Origin of the sequence: Pseudoalteromonas sp. B160 (assembly GCF_037162485.1) — a bacterium.
GTDB classification, from domain to species: domain Bacteria; phylum Pseudomonadota; class Gammaproteobacteria; order Enterobacterales; family Alteromonadaceae; genus Pseudoalteromonas; species Pseudoalteromonas rhizosphaerae.
In genome coordinates, this window is record NZ_JARLUX010000002.1 from 250544 (window position 1) to 269084 (window position 18541).

The 18541-nt window shown below is 41.4% G+C and carries 13 protein-coding genes and 1 pseudogene; 7 read left to right on the top strand and 7 right to left on the bottom strand.

Annotated features, from left to right (window positions below; genetic code table 11):
- Positions 1-181 precede the first annotated feature (181 nt).
- The 5 genes and pseudogenes from P4S61_RS19805 (at position 182) to P4S61_RS19825 (ending at position 8754) form a co-directional block, all read left to right on the top strand.
- Positions 182-1882 carry a cyanophycinase gene (locus P4S61_RS19805; RefSeq protein WP_337119043.1) on the top strand — a complete coding sequence of 567 codons (1701 nt, stop codon included), beginning with the start codon at positions 182-184 and terminating at the stop codon, positions 1880-1882.
- A gap of 409 nt (positions 1883-2291) precedes the next feature.
- Positions 2292-3449 (top strand): efflux RND transporter periplasmic adaptor subunit, encoded by a 1158-nt coding sequence (locus tag P4S61_RS19810; RefSeq protein WP_337119044.1) that lies wholly within the window; start codon positions 2292-2294, stop codon positions 3447-3449.
- A gap of 12 nt (positions 3450-3461) precedes the next feature.
- On the top strand, positions 3462-6593 hold the full coding sequence (locus P4S61_RS19815) for an efflux RND transporter permease subunit (RefSeq protein ID WP_182757454.1): 3132 nt from the start codon (positions 3462-3464) through the stop codon (positions 6591-6593).
- A complete protein-coding gene (locus tag P4S61_RS19820; RefSeq protein ID WP_337119045.1) occupies positions 6593-8002 on the top strand; it encodes an efflux transporter outer membrane subunit in 1410 nt (469 codons plus the stop codon). The genes P4S61_RS19815 and P4S61_RS19820 overlap by 1 nt, the downstream gene beginning before the upstream one ends.
- A gap of 136 nt (positions 8003-8138) precedes the next feature.
- Positions 8139-8754, top strand: a pseudogene (locus P4S61_RS19825) (TetR/AcrR family transcriptional regulator).
- Between the two features lie 92 nt (positions 8755-8846).
- Here the strand turns inward: P4S61_RS19825 and P4S61_RS19830 are convergent.
- The 7 genes from P4S61_RS19830 to P4S61_RS19860 all read right to left on the bottom strand — a co-directional run bounded on the left by P4S61_RS19830 (position 8847) and on the right by P4S61_RS19860 (position 15268).
- Positions 8847-9434 carry a GNAT family N-acetyltransferase gene (locus P4S61_RS19830; protein WP_182819290.1) on the bottom strand — a complete coding sequence of 196 codons (588 nt, stop codon included), beginning with the start codon at positions 9432-9434 and terminating at the stop codon, positions 8847-8849.
- A 140-nt stretch (positions 9435-9574) separates the two neighbouring features.
- A complete protein-coding gene (locus P4S61_RS19835; protein WP_182730773.1) occupies positions 9575-10693 on the bottom strand; it encodes a HupE/UreJ family protein in 1119 nt (372 codons plus the stop codon).
- A complete protein-coding gene (locus tag P4S61_RS19840) occupies positions 10690-11697 on the bottom strand; it encodes a hypothetical protein (protein WP_337119046.1) in 1008 nt (335 codons plus the stop codon). The genes P4S61_RS19835 and P4S61_RS19840 overlap by 4 nt, the downstream gene beginning before the upstream one ends.
- A 51-nt stretch (positions 11698-11748) precedes the next feature.
- On the bottom strand, positions 11749-12264 hold the full coding sequence (locus tag P4S61_RS19845; RefSeq protein ID WP_145234389.1) for an Ig-like domain-containing protein: 516 nt from the start codon (positions 12262-12264) through the stop codon (positions 11749-11751).
- A gap of 11 nt (positions 12265-12275) precedes the next feature.
- Positions 12276-13868, bottom strand: coding sequence for a DUF4331 domain-containing protein (locus tag P4S61_RS19850; RefSeq protein ID WP_337119047.1), 1593 nt, complete (start codon positions 13866-13868; stop codon positions 12276-12278).
- 177 nt (positions 13869-14045) lie between these two features.
- The gene (locus P4S61_RS19855; RefSeq protein WP_145234383.1) at positions 14046-14732 is read right to left on the bottom strand and encodes an anti-sigma factor; all 687 of its coding nucleotides are present in this window, start codon (positions 14730-14732) and stop codon (positions 14046-14048) included.
- Entirely contained in the window at positions 14729-15268 is a 540-nt protein-coding gene (locus P4S61_RS19860; RefSeq protein ID WP_182734204.1) for a sigma-70 family RNA polymerase sigma factor, read from the bottom strand. Before P4S61_RS19860 ends, P4S61_RS19855 begins: the two co-directional genes overlap by 4 nt.
- A gap of 362 nt (positions 15269-15630) precedes the next feature.
- Here P4S61_RS19860 and P4S61_RS19865 point away from each other — a divergent pair, with 362 nt between their 5' ends.
- Complete coding sequence (locus P4S61_RS19865; protein WP_182717589.1) at positions 15631-16632, top strand: branched-chain amino acid aminotransferase; 1002 nt, start codon at positions 15631-15633, stop codon at positions 16630-16632.
- Between the two features lie 274 nt (positions 16633-16906).
- The gene (locus P4S61_RS19870) at positions 16907-18532 is read left to right on the top strand and encodes a diacylglycerol kinase family protein (protein ID WP_145234378.1); all 1626 of its coding nucleotides are present in this window, start codon (positions 16907-16909) and stop codon (positions 18530-18532) included.
- Positions 18533-18541: the final 9 nt, after the last annotated feature.

Genomic DNA, 18541 nt, shown 5'->3' on the forward strand with positions numbered 1-18541 from the left:
GAGTAGAAATATGTACACAGCGATGTTGCGTTTTTAAACATAATTCCAATCCAAAAGGTTTTTGACAAAGCTAGTATTTGGGTGCTAGCTTACTCGCGATTTAAAAGTTCCTTATTTTTATAGCAAGCATAAAGTTTTACTGCAAGCTATTTTTTATCATTTTTTACATGAGTATAACATTATGGAAAACTTTCGGGAACATCTTGCAAAGAGCCCTAAATGTGGTTTTTTTGCTGCTTTTACACTGGTAATGACCGCTTTTTCGGCGAATATATCTGCAAATCAAACTGAGCAAACCTTGCTGTTAATTGGTGGCGCATTAACGACTTGTTCAAGTTTAAGTCCTAAAAATTGCATTGAAAAAACATCATTAATAGGAAAAAAAGCGAATCAATTTCAATTGACGGGCAAAGCACTAAAAGAAATAAAAAGCCAATGGCCTGATGATAGTACTAATAACCGCAATGAAACCTTGCGGGTTTTATCAAAAATTGCCAAGCAACAGCCTAATCTTATCGATAAAGGGTCTTTGCTATGGGCTTGGCGGGATTTAGATAGCCGCTCGCTCAATAATTTAACTGATCGAGAATATAACTTTGTCACTGATATGCTGGAAGTGGCGGTTGTTGATGCTAAAGGCCAGCGCATAAAAGAAACGGTGCAAAGTAAACAAAATAATGAGCCGGCTGCTAATGATATAGTTAATTTTATTTCTGCAACAGCTAAAGTAAATAGTAAACAGCCGAGCTTATTAGCTATCACAGCATCGAGTCGCGACCCTTATGAATCGGCTGACTTTTACGAAGGCTTACTGGATTTTGATCGTATTAAAAGTTCATGGCTGGCATTAACTCCGGCATTAGCGCAAGCAATCACAACTGGGCAATGTGAAAAGCTAGCGCAATTTCGCCAGCAAAACATGCAGGTGTTTAATCGCCACAAAATCTATCCTGACCGTATTCAAGCTGAGCAACAACTATGCGACGCGGGTGTTGATAATTTAGTTGCAAAAATCGAATCTGCAACAGGTATTATGCTCAATGGTGGCGATCAAAGTTTAACTCGAAAAGTGTTATTTGATGATACGGGCAAGCCGTATCCATGGACCAATGCTATACGTTCACGTCCGCTATTGGTAGGTACAAGTGCAGGCACAGCCATTCAAAGTGGTGGCAGTAACCAGTTTGGTAGTGTTGCGATGATCACTAATGGCACTAGTTTAGCTGCATTGCGCGATGGTGCGCACGCAGTTTCTGCACCGAGTGAACGTTGTGAAGATGATTGTAATCAAGGGCTAAGCGCAGATACATTAACCTATCAAACTAATGGTGGGCTGGGCAGCTTTAGTGCAGGTATAGTTGACACCCATTTTAGTGAGCGAAATCGCACTGTGCGTTTAGCGACATTGCTTGCAAAAACAGGGCAACAGTATGGCTTTGGTGTTGATGAAACGACAGCCTTGGTGATCATAAAATCACAACTGAGTACGATTGTGACAGTGTTAGGTAAGCATGGGGTAGTGCATTTAAATAAGGGCAAAGATAAATACAGTTTTGATTATTCATTTTGGCCAGCTGGTGCAATTATAGATGTAACACCCCAAGGGTACCAATTAAGCCAACGTACTATAGACAGTGCTTTGCCTGCAATCAAAATACCACCTTTGCCAATGCAGCGTTTCAATAACATACTCACCGATGCTAAATTGCGCTCGCTTACTCAGGCAATGTGTTTAACTAATGAGCAGTCAGCAGTAGGTCAGCAAGATGAGTTTATAGTGACTTTAAATGCCAGCAAAAATACCCAGTATCAGAGAATAAGTCCAAGCAGTTATGGCTGTGCAATTGAACGACTTAGCGTTAATATTACGACGATTCAATGATGCTTTGATGTAGAGCTACTGTTACTCACAGTAGCTCTTCTTTAAATGACAAAGTAATGTGTTAAATTGTCAACAACACCAATTTGGATATATTAGCTACCCATTTCCCCTCAAATCTCACAACCGATGATTGAACATCTGCTTGCTGTGTCGCTTTTCGTTCCAGACGTACAAAATGACTATTTTTAATATTTACTGCAGCTGCATTGTTATGCTCATTAAAGATAAAATTAACTCTTTTTGTACCTGCAATTAGCAATCGAGTTGTTCTGTTTTTTAGCTCACCGTCAAGTCTTTTTACATCACTTTACATGCTCTTAGATCTTTTAAAAATAATTCTCAATTAACATTGGAAAATGTAATAATTTAATTTAGAATGATCGTTCATTCTAAATTAAGGGTAGTTAACATGCAGCGTTCTCGCGTCGTTCTTTTTACTGTCACCGCTTTGGCAAGTGCAGTTGCTTTATCCGGTTGCGATCAAACTCAGCAGGCGAATGCGCCTGCTGCGCAGCCAGCTCCTGTTGGCGTAATTACATTAAAAAGCCAACCATTAACACTTACTAAGGAGCTTCCAGGGCGAGTAACTGCGTCTCAAGTGGCGCAAATTCGTCCTCAGGTAAGCGGTATCATTCAATCACGTTTATTCACTCAAGGTGCTGAAGTCAAAAAAGGTCAGGCTTTATATCAAATCGACCCAGCTACATTCGATGCGCAAGTAGCAAGTAGTAAAGCTGCTATTAGTAAGGTACAAGCAAGCATTGCTAATGCAAAAGCTAAATCAGATCGTTATGCTGAGTTACTAGCAATAAAAGCAGTCAGTCAACAAGATTTTGATGAAGCAGACGCAAGTTATAAAGGCGCGCAGGCTGATTTATTAACAGCTCAAGCGCAGCTTAAAACCGCACAGATCAATCTTAACTATAGTAAGGTTTCATCACCTATTAGTGGTCAAATTGGCAAATCGAACGTGACCGTAGGTGCTTTGGTAAGTGCTAATCAAGCAACCGTATTAGCAACCGTCACTCAGCTTGACCCAATTTATATTGACCTTACCCAGTCAAGTAGTGAGTTGACTCGTTTGAAAAAAGCGATTGCTAATGGTGAGCTTGATAAAGATCTTACTGCGCAATCAAAGGTTGAACTCACTATGGAAGATGGCTCTGTGTATCCGCACACTGGCACTTTGCAGTTTTCTGAAGTAACTGTAGATCCAGGTACTGGCTCAGTAACGTTACGCGCCAAATTTCCAAACCCTGAAAAGCTACTATTACCAGGTATGTACGTCAGAGCTGTGGTTGTTGAAGGTGTTAAGTCTAATGCTATTTTAGTGCCGCAACGCGGTGTTAGTCGTAATAGCAAAGGTGAGCCTACAGCTATGGTGGTGAGTAAAGATAATACTGTTGAAGCGCGAGTATTAAAAACTGACCGTACAGTAGGTGCTAACTGGTTAGTGACAAGTGGCTTGAACGACGGCGATCAACTAATTGTTGAAGGTTTACAAAAAATAGCACCGGGCGCACCTGTTAATGCAGTGCCTGCCGAGTCAGCTACTAAAACTCAATAACGGAGTATTTTAATGTCGAGATTTTTTATCGATAGGCCAATTTTTGCATGGGTTCTGGCCATTGTTGTTATGTTGGCTGGAATACTTGCAATAAGGAGCTTGCCTGTAGCGCAGTATCCTTCAATTGCGCCGCCAGCCATTACTATTAGCGCAAGTTATCCTGGTGCGTCAGCACGCACACTTGAAGATTCAGTAACCCAAGTTATTGAACAAAAAATGAAAGGTTTAGATGGCTTGTTGTATATGTCATCAACTTCTGAATCCAGTGGTACAGCAACACTGACACTGACGTTTGATGCAGAAACTGACCCTGATATTGCACAAGTACAAGTACAAAATAAGCTAGCAACAGCTACGCCGTTGTTACCTGAAGAAGTACAACGCCAAGGTGTTGTTGTTGCTAAGTCATCATCTAGCTTTTTACTGGTAGTGGGTTTTGTGTCGCAAGATGGAAGTATGACCAATATTGACATCGGTGATTATGTGTCATCAAACGTGCAAGATATTGTAGCGCGTGTTGATGGGGTGGGCGAAGTACAATTGTTTGGCTCTCAATATGCAATGCGTATTTGGCTCGATCCGGCTAAGTTACAAAGCTATAAACTAACACCAGCGGATATATCTGCGGCGATAAAAGCGCAAAATGCACAGGTATCTGCAGGTCAACTTGGTGGAATGCCGGCGATAGCAGGTCAACAGCTTAATGCGACCGTTACCGCGCAAAGTCGATTACAAACACCTAAGCAGTTTGAAGATATTTTAGTTAAAACTAACAGTGATGGCTCTGTAGTTCGCTTAGTCGATGTCGCAAAAGTAGAGCTTGGTGGTGAAAACTACGGCGTGGTTGCGCGCTTCAACGGCAAACCAGCATCTGGTTTAGGCGTGAAGCTAGCCAGTGGAGCGAACGCCTTGGATACAGCGCAAGGTGTAAAAGATGCACTTGAAGAACTTAAACCATTTTTTCCACAGGGCTTAGAGGCGGTTGTTCCTTATGACACCACTCCTTTTGTTGCATTATCAATCGAAAAAGTAGTGCACACCCTAATAGAAGCGGTTGTTTTGGTATTTGTTGTAATGTACTTATTTTTACAAAACTTCAGAGCAACTATTATCCCAACCATTGCGGTACCTGTCGTATTGTTAGGTACGTTTGGTATTCTATTTACTTTCGGGTATTCAATTAATACCCTCACGATGTTTGCGATGGTATTGGCCATTGGTTTACTCGTAGATGATGCGATTGTTGTTGTAGAAAACGTTGAACGTTTAATGACCGAAGAAAAACTTTCTGCGGTTGAAGCAACGCGAAAATCGATGGATGAAATTAAAGGGGCGCTGGTAGGTATTGCTATGGTGCTGTCGGCTGTATTTATTCCGATGGCATTCTTTAGTGGCTCTACTGGGGTTATTTATCGTCAGTTCTCTATTACCTTAGTGTCGGCGATGGGGCTGTCGGTACTGGTTGCGCTTATTTTAACTCCCGCACTGTGTGCTACGTTATTAAAGCCTAGTCATGTACATACTGATGGTAGCATTATTGGTCGTTTTTTCTCAGGCTTTAATCGTGGTTTTGATAAAACCAATAAAGGTGCGCAAGGTTTTGTTGGTCGTATGATTAAACATTCCAAGCGTTACTTACTAAGCTATGCATTAATTGTAGCTGGCATGGTGGCTATTTTTTCAAGCTTACCAACGGCATTTTTACCTGATGAAGACCAAGGTATTTTGTTTAACCAAGTAATGCTTCCTGCAGGCTCTACTACAGAGCAAACGCTTGAAGTGGTTAAAAAAGTTGAAAACCACTATTTAGAAGATCAATCTGAAGCTGTTAGTTCAATTTTTACGGTAACGGGTTTTAGTTTTGCAGGCTCTGGGCAAAACTCAGCAATTGGTTTTGTTAGCTTAAAGCACTGGGATGAGCGCCAACGTGACGACCTATCAGTGGGAGCCGTTGCAGGAAAAGGCATGGGGTATTTTTCAACGATTAAAGAGGCATTTGTATTTGCTTTTCCACCTCCAGCGATTGTTGAACTCGGTACCGCAAATGGTTTTAATATGTTTTTACAAGACCGTGTTGGTTTAGGCCATGATGAGCTATTAAAAGCGCGTAATCAGTTATTAGGTATGGCGAGTCAAAGTCCAATACTTGCAGGCGTTCGCCCTAATGGGCAAGAAGATATGCCTGAGTTACAGCTGGATATTGACCTTGCAAAAGCAGAAGCGCTGGGTGTGTCGCAAGGTAATATTAATAGTACACTTTCGACGGCGTGGGGTAGTAGTTATGTGAATGACTTTATCGATCGTGGTCGCGTTAAAAAAGTATACCTGCAAGGTCAAGCCGATGCGCGAATGGTGCCTGAGGACTTAAATAAATGGTATGTGCGTAATACAAACGGCGATATGGTGCCATTTTCAGCATTTGCTAGTTCTTACTGGTCTTATGGTTCGCCTCGTTTGGAGCGGTATAACGGCTTTTCAGCAATGGAAATTCAAGGCAGTGCAGCACCAGGCTACAGTACAGGCCAAGCCATGGATGAAATGGAGCGTTTAGTTAAGCAGTTACCACAAGGTATTGCTTCTGAATGGACAGGTATTTCATATCAAGAGCGATCAAGTGGCGGTCAAGCGCCGTTGTTATATGGATTATCACTGTTATTTGTATTTTTATGTTTAGCTGCGCTTTATGAAAGTTGGTCAGTACCATTTGCAGTAATGATGATTGTGCCACTGGGTATTTTTGGTGCGATTATGGCCGCCTTTATGGGTAATTTATCAAACGATATTTACTTACAAGTGGGTTTATTAACCACCATAGGATTAGCGTCAAAAAATGCCATTTTAATCGTTGAGTTTGCGATTCATAAAATGGATGAAGGCTTGAGTGTAGTAGACTCGGCCATTGCGGCTGTGCGACTTCGCTTACGTCCTATTTTAATGACTTCAATGGCATTTGTGTGTGGTGTGCTTCCGTTAGCTATCGCCTCAAGTGCAGGCTCAGGTGCACAAAATGCATTAGGTATTTCAATTATTGGTGGAACACTTGCCGCCTCGTCACTGGTTGTTATTTTTGTACCTTTATTTTTTGTTTTAGTTCGCAGAGCATTCTCAGGCAAAACTAAAACAACGTCACAGGAGCAATCATAATGACATTCAAAACGTTAAGCTTAGCGAGTTTAAGCGTATTTGTGCTCAGTGCTTGCCAAATGGCACCTCCGCGTGAAGATATCGTGTTGCCGGTGCCTGATAGCTACGCAATACAGAGTGAGCAAGGTAATACAGCTGATTTAAGATGGCAGCAGTTTTTTGCGAATGAAAAACTGCAACACTTGATTGAGCAAACATTAGTTCATAATAAAGACCTTAAACTTGCCGCACTTAATGTGCAGCAAGTTCGTGCGCTTTATCAAATAGAAGACTCTGCCTTATATCCGTCAATCGATTTTGCTGTGTCGGGCACGCGTCAGCGCTTACCGGGAGACTTAACGTCAACCGGTAATGCACAAATTAGCGAGAGCTACAAAGCTACCGTGGGAATGACCGCGTATGAGCTCGATATATGGGGCAAAATTCGTAATCAATCTGATCAAGCTCTGCAAACTTTGTACGCGTCAGAGCAAACTCAAACGAGTGTAAAAATTAGCTTAATTTCTGAGTTGGTAAGTGCGTGGCTAAATTACGCTGCTGATAAAGAGCAGTTAGCGCTTGCTACGCAAACCCTAAAAAGTCAGCAGGCATCACTGGCGTTAACCGAAAAAAGCTATGCACTTGGCGCGGCATCAAAGTTAACGTTGGCACAAATTGAGAGCACTGTAGCCACCGCAAAAGTTGATATTGCTAACTATCAGCGCTTGTTAAAGCGTGATAAAAATGCCCTTGATTTATTAGTAGGTCAGCCGGTTTCAGCGCAGTTGTTACCTGTTGAGAGTTTAGATGAAGTACTAAATTTCCCGACCGTGCCTGTAGGCTTACCATCCGAGTTACTTGAACAACGTCCTGATATTAAAGCAGCAGAGTTTCAGTTATTAGCTGCTAACGCTAATATCGGTGTTGCAAAGGCGGCATTTTTTCCAAGTATTAGCTTAACGGCTAATGCCGGGAGTGCGTCGAGTGATCTAGATAATTTGTTTTCAAGTGGCACTGGCACTTGGAGCTTTATGCCATCGATCACGATACCGATATTTAATATGGGTCGTAATCAAGCAAACTTAGATGTTGCGCAAACTCAGCAACAGATTGCGCTAACAACCTATGAACAAACGATTCAACAGGCATTTAAAGAAGTCTCTGATGCGCTTGCCGATAGGGAAGGCTATATGCAGCAGCTAAGTGCGCTTGAAGATCTGTATAACAGTAATCAAGTGTCGTTTACACTCTCTGAAGCTCGCTTTGAAAAAGGCGCCGATAGCTATTTACAAGTGCTGGATGCACAGCGTAATTGGTACAGTGCAGGGCAACAACTCATTAGCGGTAAAAAAGCCTATATTACGAGCCAAATTAGTTTGTATAAAGCGGTTGGAGGCGGTTGGCAACGGTCGGCTCAACAGAGTGAATAGCCGCTAGGCTGCACCACTGTATAGTTTATCACTAGTTTATTAAGTTTTTGTGGCAACTGACAAAGTTGATGTCAAAGGGCATATAAGCTAGTGATAATTATTAGGTTAAAGAAAAGCAGCGCTTTTCGGAGTTACTATGAAAGAAAAATCTAAAAGACAAACCGACCCTGCACTTGTGCAAGCACGCCGTGAGCAAGTGCTTAGTGCTGCGGCCGATTGTTTTAGACGAAAAAGGCTATCATGGCGCAGGAATGGCCGAGATCTCAAAGACCGCAGGGATGAGCGCAGGACATATTTACAATTACTTTGCCAGTAAAGAAGCGATCATTGAATCGATTATAGAACAGGATATGGAAAAACTGTTCTCTATTTTTCAGGAGTATGAAGATCAACCTGGTGACTTAGTAACGATTCTACTCGATGGTTTAGACCACGCAGTGGATCATCATACTGATGTAAACCAAGGTGCACTGGATTTAGAGATGTTCGCTGAAGCTGCGCGCAACGATAAAGTGGCAGAGCAGTTGCGAAAGTCTGATTGTTACGCCAGAGAGAAAATGCGAAATCTTTTATTGAGTGAACGCAGTTTGATAAAAGACCTTAGTGCAACTGAACTTGAAAGCCGTATCGAAGTGATGTTTGCAATGATAAATGGGATCACCATACGTAAAACGCTTAATCCACATGTTGATAAAGCCACGCTATTATTAGCGCTTCGCCCGGCAATACGGGTGTTGCTTGTACCGTTCTAATTAGAGCCGAGCCCTTAACCGCAAAGAGGTGTCGTTTAATCTTCTTTGCTGAGTTAATTTTTGGCTTAAAGCGCAATACTTTAAATTATAAGTTAAGTATATTTTAGTTTATTCAGTAAATGATTCTTCACGGCTGGCCACTCTGATGCAATAATTGAATAAACAACAGTATCGCGAATCGATCCATCACTTGTTATTTGATGGCTGCGTAAAATACCATCTTGTTTAGCGCCTAGCCTTGCAATTGCCTTTCGCGACTGTTGATTAAAAAAGTGTGTTCTAAACTCAACTGCAATGGCATTGTGAGTATCAAATAAATACTTCAACATCAAAAGTTTACATTCAGTATTTACAGGACTTCTTCGTACAGCCTTGGCATACCATGTGTAGCCTAGTAATGCGCGCTTATGCTGTGCGTCTACGTTATAGAATCGAGTTGTGCCAACTATTTTATGGCTACTATTACACCTTACGGCGAAGGCGCTATTGCCGTTTTTGGCTTCAATAATTGCCCGTTCAACATAACTGTGCATTTGTTCTGGCGAAGGAACATTGGCATACCATAATTTCCAAGACTCTCCATCAAGCACCGCATGTTTTAATTCATCAATATGATGTAAGCTTAACACCTCAAGCGTTATAAAGTGCCCAACCAATGGCATTGGTTTTAACCACTGCATATATTTCCCTTACTCCTAGGGCCATTGTTTAATATCTCAACGTTTTGTACATAGAGATGATCCTATAAGGATTCAATGATAGCAACTTACACATTGAATTTTACAATTAATCTGTTGATTTCAGCTATAAATCAATAACCTCAAATCCGCTCCATTGACCACTGTACCGCGATTATTGCGATGGCGAGTGAGCCTGCAGGCATCACCCATTTTTGATACCAGTGATAGTTTCTTGCCCAAATAAGGACTGGTAATGTAACTGCTAATATAGCCAGTTGGCCTATCTCTACACCTAAATTAAATGCTAGCACGCTGAGTAATTGATAGTCACTGGATAGCCCTAATTCACCTAATACACTCGCAAAGCCCATGCCATGCAATAAACCAAAGGCGAATGTGACCCAACCTAAACGCACAACTAATGGCCAAATATTGTTAAGAGCTGCAAACAACACCGATATAGCGATTCCCAATTCTACCCAGCGACTGTTAGGTGTAACTAATTGCATTGCAGTGGCGGTCAGAGTGATTGAATGCGCCAAAGTAAATGCGGTAACTATCCATGCGGTGTGTTTGAAGATCGTGACTTTTGATTCTACACCTTGCCATTTTGCTGATTTTTTTACTAATACACAGGTAAGCAACAATGCAATTAAAAATAAGATATGGTCAAGTCCGAGCCAAATATGCAGCACTCCTTGGTAAACATATTGATTAAAAGTGGTGAGGTAATTGCTTTTAGTAAAATCAAAAGTTTGAAGGGCATTATTTTTACTCATCACGCGAGTTTGTTCATTGATAGTGACAATTGCTTTATGATTGGCATCAGTATCGAAAAATGCCTGATAATGAAATGCTATGGCGCTGTGGTTCGTGTCCAGAGCTGGGCAGGATAATTGCAATTTAACAACCACATAGGGTTGATTAAAATGACTATCAAGCTGCAACGGAGCGTCGCTGGTAAGCGTACATACTTGCTCGTCCGCTGATGTTACCGTCAGTGAGGTCAGGACAAAATCACTTATGGCGCTATGTTTTGCACTGATCTCATGCCATGCGATAGCCCCATCTTGGTTTAAATCAAACGCCACCTGTTGCTCTAAATCGGCAACGTTGATTTGCCAACTACCTGTAAAATGGCTGTCATCAATTGCGTTTAAATTAATATAGCTGGTACTTAATTGGTGTGCTTGAGCTGTTCCTTGCAACATGAAAAATAAACACAGGTTACAAAAAAACGCAGTTACAAATGCGTTCATAAAGAGGCTCCTTGTGCACGTGTAAGTAGTTGCTGATCGGCATTAAGCTTGGCTTGTTGCCAATTTATTTTTGCCCAGTATAGGGCTTTTTCTGGCTGTTTATTGATGTCTAAATAATAGTGAGCTAAATCACTGGCATGGAAACTGTCTTGGCGTAATTCACGCAGCGCCACTCTTTGCGCCATTAAATTTTGCCATTGTTTCAGCGAGGTATCGTTGTAGTGTTGCTCTGCAATTGCTAAGCGCAGCAACAAGGCATCCTCTAAATTTTGTTTTTCATTTACCAGTGCGGGCAAAGTGTTAAGCACTTTTTGATAATTCCCTTGCGCTAAATAAATATCTGCCCATAACACTACAAGGCTGACGGGGGCTGTTTTTAATGGCAATGACTGGATATGAGCGAGCGCTTCATCGGGTTTATTGAGTCTCAGTGCCATTTCAGCCAATACATGGCGGGTATTATCGCTTTGTTTATTACTTGTAATACTGTTTGCTAAACTTTGATAACTTTGTGCTAATTGACCGTCTTGGCTTAGTACATCAAATGTACAGGTATTAATTACATCCATTGCTGTTAGAGCCAAGAGTTTTAAGCATTGTTGTTTGGCGGCTTTAAAGTCACCTTGAATCATTAGCATATTGGCGCGTAATAGATGGGTGTTAACATGGTTAGGATCGCGTTTTAGTACTGCATCGGTGATTGCTAAGGCTGCTGAAAATTGATGTTCACGTTGTAAAACGCGTGCATACATGTAGCCAATTTGTGGTGTGGGAGATTGCGCATAGCGCTGCTGTAACTGGTTTTTTAATAAGCCTTGGCGAAGCTCAGTTTGACCTACTTGTTGGCTATTTATCAGTAACGTCATTAATTCGTCTTGATTAAGGTGTGCGGTATTTATTGTGCGGGCTTTTGCGATGATCTCGTCATCTGCTGGCGTATAAGGTTCAGCCCCTGCATTAACAGAGATCAATAAACAAAGGTAAGTAAAAGCACGGGTGATCATAGCATTCTCCTTAAAAAGGCCATCCATGGCCTGCAAGTTTTATTGTGTGATTTAGTTGTTACCTAACAAATCGTCAAATGTGGCATTTTCATCCGCATTTGTGAATGTACGGCCGTTCACACTCAGTGGCTTATCGGTAGCCGCTTGGTTAAATGCTGCACGGCCTAGTTGTGCAAAATCGACTTCAAGTGCTTCAATAGTGATATCAACCATTGCGGTAACTTGGCTGTTTACCCCATCACTGACTGCAAAGGTAAAGCTATCAGAGCCAGTCGTTTCAAGGTTCGGCGTATAGGTGTAACTACCATCACTATTAACCACTACCATGCCTAGCATTGGCTCAGTAACCAGACTGAAGGTAAGAGTATCTCCTTCAGGATCAGAACCTTGTAGCATGTCTTCAATTACAACTTCGGTTTGTGTGGTTACCATATCAGCTGTTGCTATGGGTGCTTTATTTACCATCGGTGGTATCTCGACGGTGTTATGGTCGTCATCATTGCTACAGCCGCTGAGTGTAAGCGCAGCAAGCAATAACCCAAGATGTGATAATTTAAAATGTTGCATGAGTGTTCTCCTTATTTAGACCCTGCAAGTGGAGTTGCTAGATATGGGAAGCTTGCATCCATCATCGTAGCGTTCACTGGTGCACCATCAGTAAATGGTACGTTACCTACACTGGCATCATCAGATGTGCACAGGCCTAAATCAGTATTTGTACCATTTACTGGAATTGGATAGCATAAGCGACCCATTACCACACGTAGCGCAATATCAACTACATCATCACCAGGACGACGGCCATTTGGGAAACCCGCTAAATCATCGCCAGCAACACCGAATGCTGATTGATCTGCTTGTGCTTTTGCAGCGATATTGGTATTTAGACGCAGCATTTCAGCGCCTGTAACAGTGGCCAATTGATTAACGCCTGGGAAACCAGTTAAAAATGCAGTTACTAAGTCATTACGTGGAAAATTCGTTGGTGCAAGGGTCGCTAGATTTGCCCCTAAGGTGGTGTTAACCGCATCTTTGAACAGAATATTTAATAGCTCTGGTAAAGATGGGTGGGTAACATAATCAATAAATTGACCATCGTCTTTAGGCTGTGAACTTGAGAAGGTATCTTTGTCTTTTAAACCAATTACCAGCTCATTAACAAGTGGATTACCTAAACGAGATACTTGAGTAAGCGCACCACCGTTTACCGCATTGTTAGCAAATTTAGCATTTGGGTTTAAAATACGCGCCTGTGGTAAGCTAGCTGTAGTCCATGTGCCAATAGTGCCATTGCCATTACCAACTACACAGCTTTTAGGTACTTCAATAGCAATTGCGGTCACATTTTTATCTGCTAAGTCATCATTATCTGCCGATTGTGTAATGCCTCCAGGGAAGCCCTCGCCATCACCTGCGCCCGGCGCACTGTCGCCTTCTACCGGCACATAGTTCACTAAGTCAAAGGTTTTGCCTAGGTTCACCACGAATGGATCTTTACGTTGGCCAACAAATACTTTTGCCATACCGTCACAGCCCGGGATCGCTACTTGATATACAAATTGCGCTGCGTAGCTTTTATAGCCATCCATTGATGAAAACGTTTTATCGCCAATATAATCAAGTGGCTTGTGGAATTCATTACTGCTGGTCATGGTATTAGTTAGCATGGTTTTGCTACCTGTACGCTGATCACCTGCGATCATCGTCATAGTGTATGATTCGCTAAAGTTAACTGCGGCATTATTGCCAGCTGCAACACCACCAACATTTTTAAGTGGTACAGCAACAGTACGTTGGTTGCCTTCAGGGCCAATGGTTAATGCAACGCCTTGATTGTCATTAGGCAGCATACTTTTGAAGTTAAAGGCGAAACTAATATCTTCAATCGCATCGCCATCGTTATCAATATGGATGCTGTAGGTTGCATCAGGATCCATGGCAAAATAGTTAGGTCCACCATAGCCATCTTGCAGTGGAATATAGTTTGCAATCAGGGTGACATAATCACCACGGCCTTGTTCATAACTGTTAAATGCATAAAAATCTGTTGAATCTAAAGTCGGGAAACGACTGATATTTGGAGCTTCACGGTGACTTGACGCCTCTGATGGGGCGCTTACTAAGGTACTGCATACTACAACTGCTAATATTGACGGAGTTAAAGCTTTCATGACTTTGTCCTTTAGTTTTAATAAATAGTGGTCATAGTTAATAACGCATGGTGGTCGTAATTAGATGCAAAGAAACGTAAATAAAGTTAATAAAATGTCTTTTTATTTGTATTGTTTTGATTTTAAAACAATAAAAAACCAGCTTGCGCTGGTTTTCAACTATCTTTTATTGTTTTACTACAATAAAATTAATTCAGTAGTGTAAAGTACTTCGCTAGGTAAGCCGTTTGGTGAGCCACCTATTGGCTCTATACTAATTGCTAACAGGGCAATATCTTGCGCGTTAAAACGTGCGTCTTTCAATATTGATTTAACGCCATCTTTAGGAAGTAGCCCTAATGATATTGGTATATCTTGCCCTTTTAAAATCATCCACAGCTCATAATCTTTATCCGTCCTTGCCGTAAGCTGCTCGCTGGCTTTTATTGATAAGCCTTGCTCGTTGATATCAATAAACCATAATGGTTTTTCGCTGGCATCTTTAAACAGTGCAATTTGCTGAGTGTTTTGCCCTACAGGCGTTTGTGGCTGCCAAATAATCAAAGCTAATACTACACAGGCTGCGGTAGCAATTAACGACCACGCTTGCCAAATACCAGTTTTAGGTTGAATAACATTGTTCGATACTACTTGCTGTGGGTCAATACGTTGTGAAATTGCTTCCCAAACATGGCTATCTGGCGGCACAGATTTAATTGAGCTGGCTAAATTATTTAAATGTTGCTCCCACATCCAGGTCGCCTCTCGAACACGATTTGATGAGAGCATCAAACGTTGAAAGCGTTTGCGAGCAGAGCCTTTTAATGTTCCTAACACGTATTCAGCCGCCAACATATCGATGAGTTTTTGATTGTCATAATTCATAACGTTAAGCACCTTTGCAACTGTTGCAGGCCGCGTCTGATCCAGCTTTTTACTGTGCCAAGCGGAGTATCAATATGATCAACTAACTCACTGTGAGTCAAGCCTTTGTAGTAGGCTAAGTGGATCGCCTGTTTTTGCTGTTCATCTAGTTGCTCTATACAATCAACGAGTTTACTTTTATCTTCGTAATCAATAGCTAAAGGTGAGTCAGTTAAATCATCTGAGATTGCTGAGTCGTCATCTAGGGCTTGCTCTTTACGGACTTTATGATAGCGCAAAGAGTCTAAGCTACGATAACGAACAATGCTGATCATCCAGCTGATGACAGTGCCTTTAGTTACTTGATAATCAGATGCATTGTGCCAAATTTTCACAAATGCATCTTGTAGCGCTTCTTCAGCATGTGCACGATTGCTTAACATTTTTAAGCTGATCGCAAACAGCTTTGCACTTGTGGCATTATACAATTTAGCAAATGCCTGTTTATTGCCCTGTGCGGTTGCACTTAGTAGAGGTAATAATTCGTCGGTTTCCATAAAGTTCCTATTTTTATTGTCAGTTGGTAAACGTTTCAGGATGTAAATTGGATGCAAAAAACCAACTAAATGATGGGTGCTTACTATTATTTTCATGCTTTTCCACCAGTTAGCCTAGCAGCAAAATACGGCTTATCAAGTTGCGGCGATCAGTTTTATATCTGAGACTGCAGTCCTACATTCATCGTTTAGAGAGCTGGAATGACGCCGCAAAGCAGAATAATAGGACCTACCAAAGTTAAATACTTACGAAATTGCAAAAAATCCTGTTACTTCCAATAAATGCCTTGTTTTAGTTATGGTTAAACAGTGCATGAATGTCATACAATGGGGTAAAAGTAGACCACATAAGAGAGATTAAAATGGCCGCATTCGGTACCGTATTTATGCCGCAGATGATTCAAGCACGTTTTACTGATAACGCTTGGAGCGAAAGCTCTGTTGTTCCGTCAGATAAAATTGAACTTCATGCTGGTGCACATGTTCTTCACTATTCAAGTACATGTTTTGAGGGGTTAAAAGCATTTCGCCATGAAGACGGCTCAGTCTATATTTTCCGCATGGACGCTAACATTGCCCGCATGAAACAAAGCTCGCATTTATTAAGCTTACCTGAAGTTGATGGAGCCAAGCTTGAAAAAATGATCATTGATATTGTTCGCCAGTATGCTGATGAAACGCCGTTACCACCGGGCTCTATGTATATTCGTCCAACTCATATCGGTACTGAAGCTGCAATTGGTAAAGCGGCTGTGCCGTCATTAAGTTCATTATTGTATGTGCTATTATCACCTGTTGGTGATTACTTTGCTGGTGGCGCGACTGCGCTGCGAGTATTGTTAGAAGAAGATGGTATGCGCTGTGCCCCACACATGGGTATGATCAAAAGCGGTGGTAACTACGCTAGCGCATTAGCACCCATTACGGCAGCACGCTTGCAACATCAAGCCGACCAAATTCTATTCTGTCCAGGCGGTGATGTACAAGAAACTGGTGCCGCAAACTTTATTTTAATTGATGGTAATGAAATTATTACTAAAGCGCTAGACAGCACCTTTTTACATGGCGTGACGCGCAGCAGTATTTTAACCATCGCTAAAGATTTAGGTATGACAGTATCCGAGCGCAATTTTACAGTCACTGAATTACTTGAGCGTGCTGCAAAACCGGGTACTGAAGCTGCTTTATCTGGCACTGCTGCGGTATTAACCCCAGTGGGTACTTTTATTCATAATGATAAAGAATACAAAGTGGGCAGTGGTGAAGCAGGGCCAACGACAATGCGTTTGCGCCAAGCCCTTAACGATATTCAATGGGGTAAAGCACCAGACACCCATGGCTGGTTAACCAAAATCGACGTGTAAAGTTAAACGATATGTTTTTATAAAAAGCCTAGGTTATTTATAACCTAGGCTTTTTTATGGTCTAAGTTATTTAATAATCTATACTTTCAACTGTGTAAGTTAGCTGCAAAGGTGTGTAAAAATAACGTATGTAAACACAGCAAGTATCACTAAACTAATCAGTTGATATCTTAATGCTATGAAATATATATGAATATTTATTTCTGTGAAATTTTATTAGTGGCGCATAGATTGCATTTCTATTTGGGTATAACTAACGACAAAAGGAGCGTTTATGTGGGCCGCAATAAGTTACTTATTATTGGCAATTGTATTTATCATTATGGGGTGGCAGGTTAGTCCTAGCTATTTTTCGCTGCTATTCTATTGGACGGCTTTATCTTTATTACTGGTAAGCGGTGCCTATTTTTTTAATATTGCAAAAATTTTTCGTAAACGAGAAAACGGTGTTATCCCGTTTTACATTCGTTGGGCTTTCATACCTTTTTTATTGGGGGCACAAGTTTATAACGCGTGGAGCCGAAAGCACGATAAAGTACCGCCATTACAACAAATTAACGAACACTTATTTTTAGCCTGTCGCTTATTCCCTTCAGATATAGATACTTTAAAAGATAACGGTATTACCGCGATTTTAGATGTAACCTGTGAATTTGATGGACTTGAATGGTCATCAACACAAGAAAACATAAACTATTTAAATATCCCTGTGCTTGATCATCGAGTCCCAACACGTTCGCAGCTTAATCAAGCGATTAACTGGATTGCCCATCATATTAAAGATAATCGTCGAGTGGTGGTGCATTGTGCGTTGGGTCGTGGTCGATCGGTGTTTGTGATGGCGGCTTATTTACTCAGTCAAAATAAGGAGGCTGATGTACATCAAGTGCTTGCGCAAATAAAAGAAACACGCGAAACCGCTAATTTAAATAAACACCAACTACGTCAACTAGTTAAACGCCATAGAAAGGGTGAGTTATTAATCAAAAATAAAGCGGTATTAATTGCTAATCCAGTTTCCGGCACTAAGTTATGGCAGCAAAAAGAGCATTTAATTGTTGCGCGTTTATCTGCTTATTATAACTTAAAAGTGATGATCACATCAGTCGAGAAAAATGGGATTGTGTTGGCTAAACAAGCGATAGCTGATAAGCCAGATATGATCATCGCCTGCGGAGGCGATGGCACAGTGGCAGAAGTGGCAAGTGTTTTGGTAAACACAGACTGTAAATTAGGTATTATCCCATTTGGCACGGCCAATGCTCTAGCACATGTTTTAATGGGAATTAAGTCAAAGTTGATCCCTGTGGAAGTAGCATGTGATTTGATTATTGAAGGGCAAACCAAGCAAATGGATACAGCATATTGCAATGGTGAGTTAATGCTGCTGTTAGCAGGGATTGGCTTTGAACAACACATGATTGAAAAAGCCGATCGGGATACTAAAAACGAGCTTGGTCAGTTCGCATATTTACAGGGCTTCTGGCAAGCTTTAGGCGAACAAAAAGCCCAAGATTTCACAGTACAGCTAGATGATAACGAGCCGCAGCAAATACATACCAATAGTTTAATTGTCGCTAATGCTGCACCTTTTACTACTTTACTAGCGCAAGGTGGGGGACAGCCTGATCACTATGATGGCTTGCTCGATGTTAATTGGCTCACTCCAAACCAAGACGCATCAGCCAATGTATTAAGTATTGCTGAGCTGGTATTTAGCAGTATTACCCAAGCACATTTTGCGATTAATTCACATCATACCAATGCGCGCCGCGTTGCAATATCGGCGACTCAGGAAATAAAATATGTACTTGATGGTGAAGTTAAAAGTGCTGATAAATTGATCATTGAAATTACTCCGCAATCACTGGCGGTGATCTGTGCAGAGCAGGTCGAGTAACTGAACTTG

Excerpts from the sequence above, each read along its gene's own strand:
- P4S61_RS19845 (WP_145234389.1), bottom strand. The coding sequence starts at position 12,264 with ATGCAACATTTTAAATTATCACATCTTGGGTTATTGCTTGCTGCGCTT.
- P4S61_RS19870 (WP_145234378.1), top strand. The coding sequence starts at position 16,907 with ATGTGGGCCGCAATAAGTTACTTATTATTGGCAATTGTATTTATCATT.
- P4S61_RS19830 (WP_182819290.1), bottom strand. The coding sequence starts at position 9,434 with ATGCAGTGGTTAAAACCAATGCCATTGGTTGGGCACTTTATAACGCTT.
- P4S61_RS19860 (WP_182734204.1), bottom strand. The coding sequence starts at position 15,268 with ATGGAAACCGACGAATTATTACCTCTACTAAGTGCAACCGCACAGGGC.
- P4S61_RS19805 (WP_337119043.1), top strand. The coding sequence starts at position 182 with ATGGAAAACTTTCGGGAACATCTTGCAAAGAGCCCTAAATGTGGTTTT.
- P4S61_RS19815 (WP_182757454.1), top strand. The coding sequence starts at position 3,462 with ATGTCGAGATTTTTTATCGATAGGCCAATTTTTGCATGGGTTCTGGCC.
- P4S61_RS19850 (WP_337119047.1), bottom strand. The coding sequence starts at position 13,868 with ATGAAAGCTTTAACTCCGTCAATATTAGCAGTTGTAGTATGCAGTACC.
- P4S61_RS19820 (WP_337119045.1), top strand. The coding sequence starts at position 6,593 with ATGACATTCAAAACGTTAAGCTTAGCGAGTTTAAGCGTATTTGTGCTC.
- P4S61_RS19810 (WP_337119044.1), top strand. The coding sequence starts at position 2,292 with ATGCAGCGTTCTCGCGTCGTTCTTTTTACTGTCACCGCTTTGGCAAGT.
- P4S61_RS19840 (WP_337119046.1), bottom strand. The coding sequence starts at position 11,697 with ATGATCACCCGTGCTTTTACTTACCTTTGTTTATTGATCTCTGTTAAT.
- P4S61_RS19835 (WP_182730773.1), bottom strand. The coding sequence starts at position 10,693 with ATGAACGCATTTGTAACTGCGTTTTTTTGTAACCTGTGTTTATTTTTC.
- P4S61_RS19855 (WP_145234383.1), bottom strand. The coding sequence starts at position 14,732 with ATGAATTATGACAATCAAAAACTCATCGATATGTTGGCGGCTGAATAC.
- P4S61_RS19865 (WP_182717589.1), top strand. The coding sequence starts at position 15,631 with ATGGCCGCATTCGGTACCGTATTTATGCCGCAGATGATTCAAGCACGT.